At 38.5% G+C, this 3786-nt stretch carries 3 protein-coding genes and 2 pseudogenes; all 5 read left to right on the top strand.

The window, feature by feature from the left end; genetic code table 11:
• Positions 1-1054, top strand: a pseudogene (locus BO26_RS21700) (peptidase M23); the annotation flags it as partial.
• 4 nt (positions 1055-1058) lie between these two features.
• Entirely contained in the window at positions 1059-1529 is a 471-nt protein-coding gene (locus BO26_RS18060; RefSeq protein WP_036773918.1) for a hypothetical protein, read from the top strand.
• Between the two features lie 43 nt (positions 1530-1572).
• Entirely contained in the window at positions 1573-2289 is a 717-nt protein-coding gene (locus BO26_RS18055) for a hypothetical protein (protein ID WP_036773916.1), read from the top strand.
• Positions 2290-2436: 147 nt separating this feature from the next.
• On the top strand, positions 2437-2871 hold the full coding sequence (locus tag BO26_RS18050; protein ID WP_036773914.1) for a DUF1240 domain-containing protein: 435 nt from the start codon (positions 2437-2439) through the stop codon (positions 2869-2871).
• Positions 2872-2962: 91 nt separating this feature from the next.
• Positions 2963-3786 (top strand): annotated as a pseudogene (locus BO26_RS24520) (peptidoglycan DD-metalloendopeptidase family protein); the annotation flags it as partial.

The following is a 3786-nucleotide window of genomic DNA, read 5'->3' as shown; positions in this document are numbered from 1 at the left end:
CCCGACGTTACTGGCCGAACTTAACGCAGAAACCGAGCCACGAGCAGACCTGAGTTACACGATTTGTCATTTTGCATTTGAGTGGGATGCTGAGACCGCGGACACCCGTTTTAACTGGCTGAAATTGCCTAATGATGTGCTGGATGAGCCGATGTCGGAGGAAGACTGGGATAAGTTTATCGCTCATGTTAAGGCGCTATGTATTGATATGGCAGGATTACCATCCGGCAAGGTGTGGCATTTTGATCCGAGGAGGTTTATTACTCACTTTAGGAAATGTGGGTGGTTAGGGGAAGAAGATATTGTGCGTGTTGTTCGCCGTTACCAAGAAGTACCATTGAGTGTTTATGAGCGGAGACATCCATTGACTCGAAAAGTTTTAATCGACCGAATTACTAATGAAGGGACGACAGCTACTGGAGAAATTAAGCGGCCTGAGAATATAAAAGGTGTTATGCCGAAGTTGTTGATTAAATATGGAATATATACTCCATTAAGGATAGCGCATTTCATAGGGCAAATGGCTGCTGAAACGGGGAGATTTGATAGCTTACTTGAAAATGGATCAGAACAATATTTTGATAAGAATTATGGTCCAGGAACAGTTCAAGGAAATAAATTAGGTAATAATATTATTGGTGATGGAACCCGATTCAAAGGTAGAGGTGCTATTCATTTAACTGGGCGAGGAAATTATTTTAAATATAATGATTTCCGCGGGGGAATTAATGCTTCATCATTTTGTATTGAGCCAAACAACACTTTGCTTGCTACAAATGCTTATTATGCATTTGATGCTGCTGGATATTATTGGTCTAGTAAGCAAAAATATATAAAAGTTAATGGTAAGCCAGTTGAATCAGGTAAGTTAAGTATTAATTATTGGGCCGATAAAGGTAGTGGTTATAATGACGCTAGAGAAGTCACTGGTAGAATTAATCCAGGGCATATGGCATTTGATACAGTGCGTTGGCCTGCCTTTGAGCATGCTTGGTTTATATTGAATGACAGCATTGACTCTGTTGCTAATTGCATTAGTATCGATATGGGATAATTAAATGAAAAAAATATTTATAAGTTTACTTTTTTTTGTTCTTTGTATGTTAAGTACTATATCATTTGCTAACGATATTAATTTCAAAGATCCTAAATCATTAGTAAATGGTTTTATTTATGATTACTATAATTGGAATAAAAATTCTTTAAGGAGTTTAGAAGGTGAAAATTATTTTTCCCCTGGAAAAGAATATTCTAATCTGTTAATGAAATATTGTTTTCCAGAAAAAATTGGAAAAAATGGGAGTATTTATGGCCAATATCCGTTGCATTATCCGGAAGGAGAAAAAATAATGTCATCTAGAATTAAAAGGAATACAGCTATTGTAGTTACTAAAGTGCCATCTAGGTTTTCTGAAACAGATGATGATGTCGATATTTTTGAATATCAACTATTTTATAAGAACAACAGATGGTTTATAAATGAGGTTTTTTCTATAGATAAAACTGGTAAGAAAACGAGAACACTATAGATAATATCAAAGATGAATAGGGTATGTGATCTAGGTATTAATAATGGAAAAGTCTTTGATTTCCCTAAAGAGTATCAATTCAGACGGAGTTAATATTATTATGAAAATCTCATATTATTATCTTTTATTGTTTTTCTCTATGTCGGGTTTAGCAGAGATTACACCGGCTGTAACATTACCAGATAGAAGCAAACAGCACCCTGTTACTACTCATGAACTATTGGAAAATACACTTGGTGTACAATTATCGTCTATATCTGCTGGTCGATGTCATATTAAATTTCAAAATTTTTTTTATGGTCTAGGCAGTGATGATGAAATTTATTTTAAAGAACAATCACCAATAAGTTCTTGGGTATGTTTGACAGCTGGGGATGTTTTTGAGGCAGGCTATGATACGGTATACGCTGGTCATTTAGGAAGAGACGTTAGTCGTTATCCTGAAAAAATTGTTTATGATTATGAGCATCAGCGTTGGTTATTAGCAAAAGATGAGCTATATGAAAAAGTTGAGGGGAAAAAGCCAATGTCTCTTAATCTTCATCTTATTTCGTCAAAAAATGCAACAGGATATGTGGTTTTTAATAACTATATTTTTATTGGTGATTCTTATGCTAAAAAGGGACTTTATTTTTGTATGGTGCATGAATATTCTGCATTATGTGGTTGGGGAGATATGCTCCGTGAAGAAAATGGTAAAAAGATTGATCTGACGCCTTATACTTTAAAATTAATTGAAAGTATTGATTTTATTGATTAATGGAGGAAGCCAGAAGATTGAAAAAGGGTTGTGGGATCTGGGCGCTATGTTTGCGGATAACATGTTGGAAGAAGGTAAAGAAGCTATGAAGACAGAAAACTTATTTAAGACGTATCCTTCAGGATATTAAACCGAGGTTTTTTTAAAATGAATTTGCCAGAAAAAATTAGAAAAAGACTGCCTGCATTGATGGTATTGATTGCTATTGTTATATTCCCGACAATAGGTTCCTATTGGGCTTTTATACGTTTGATTGATTTGTTTTTATATAAGCAATTGATTTTATTCAATCGATTTGATGTTTTTGCGCTTTTAAGTCCCCTTTTTTTGTACCCGTTGGTTATTTTAGGGGGATATTTTCTTTTTACCCTGAATCAGGCTCCGATGCATTTGCAAGTGAAGATAGGAAAGTTCATTATTTTTTCTTTTTTTTTCGCGATAGTTTCCACGATGGTTTTTTCATTTTGTTATCCCTATCTTCTGGAGGAGAAAGGATATATCCGTTGTAACGGTATCCCGTTAAATTCAATGCCCGGTATGGTGGTTAAATATGCTGCTAATGAGGCTCTGTGCAGGCCATGACTATTAAATGTGGACATTCAAAACCTATGGTAGTGCAGGTTATTTTCCTGACAACTTTGTTATTTGATCAATTAACGATAAGGCGTAAAAAATGATTATCAGCCCTCCCCTGTTGCGGGAAAAATCCGATAGTGAAAGTGATTCGGCCTGGATAAATAGAATGATCCCGGTGGATGCCCAGCGGGGTTTCCCGGTGAATGTCTGGCATAGCTGGCACGGTGGGGTGCATCTTACGCATAGTGATAGCACCAGCCGACCGGAAAAAATCAGGGCTATTGCGGATGGGACGGTGCATTTTGTCCGGCAACCCCAATTTTCCAAACGGGACCGGCCCCCGTATAACTATGACGGAGGGACGGATTGTGGCTGCGTGGTGCTGGAGCATGAAACGGAAATTGGCAGTGGAGAGAACGGCAAAGTGACGTTTTTCTCACTGTATATGCATCTGAAATCGTTGGATGAGGCTATCTCGGTAGGAAAAACGGTTTACCGAAAAGACTCGCTGGGTACGGTAGGACAGGTGGACGGGGCCAACGCGGTTCATTTCCAGATATTTTGTGATGATAGCAACCTGACTAAGTTAGTTGGTCGTACCACGTCAGCACTGGATATCACCAAAGATGGCCGCACGGATGTGGTGTATGGGGATATGCATTTCTACCTGCCGGCAGGCACGGCTTTCTATGCAAAAGCGCCGGAGAAAGCCCCGGCAATGACCCGGGAAAAGGCGCAATATACCAGTCTGGAGCCGCTGTTTATCACGATGAGCTTTGATAAGGGGCAATGTACGATGACGACCCGAAGACAGCATCGGAACGGGCATTATGAAACGGTGGGAGAAGCTCAGATTAGCGAAGATTACGAGTATGATTTGTATAAAAAGGCGGCCAAACTTTACCCGGACAGCCCGAGTGC

Source organism: Photorhabdus australis DSM 17609 (assembly GCF_000711895.1).
GTDB lineage: Bacteria > Pseudomonadota > Gammaproteobacteria > Enterobacterales > Enterobacteriaceae > Photorhabdus > Photorhabdus australis.
The sequence above is the reverse complement of the archived record's forward strand: the minus strand, read 5'-3'. Positions and strand labels throughout refer to the sequence as shown.

Coding starts and splice junctions, on each gene's coding strand:
- BO26_RS18060 (WP_036773918.1), top strand. CDS start 1,059: ATGAAAAAAATATTTATAAGTTTACTTTTTTTTGTTCTTTGTATGTTA.
- BO26_RS18050 (WP_036773914.1), top strand. CDS start 2,437: ATGAATTTGCCAGAAAAAATTAGAAAAAGACTGCCTGCATTGATGGTA.
- BO26_RS18055 (WP_036773916.1), top strand. CDS start 1,573: ATGGAAAAGTCTTTGATTTCCCTAAAGAGTATCAATTCAGACGGAGTT.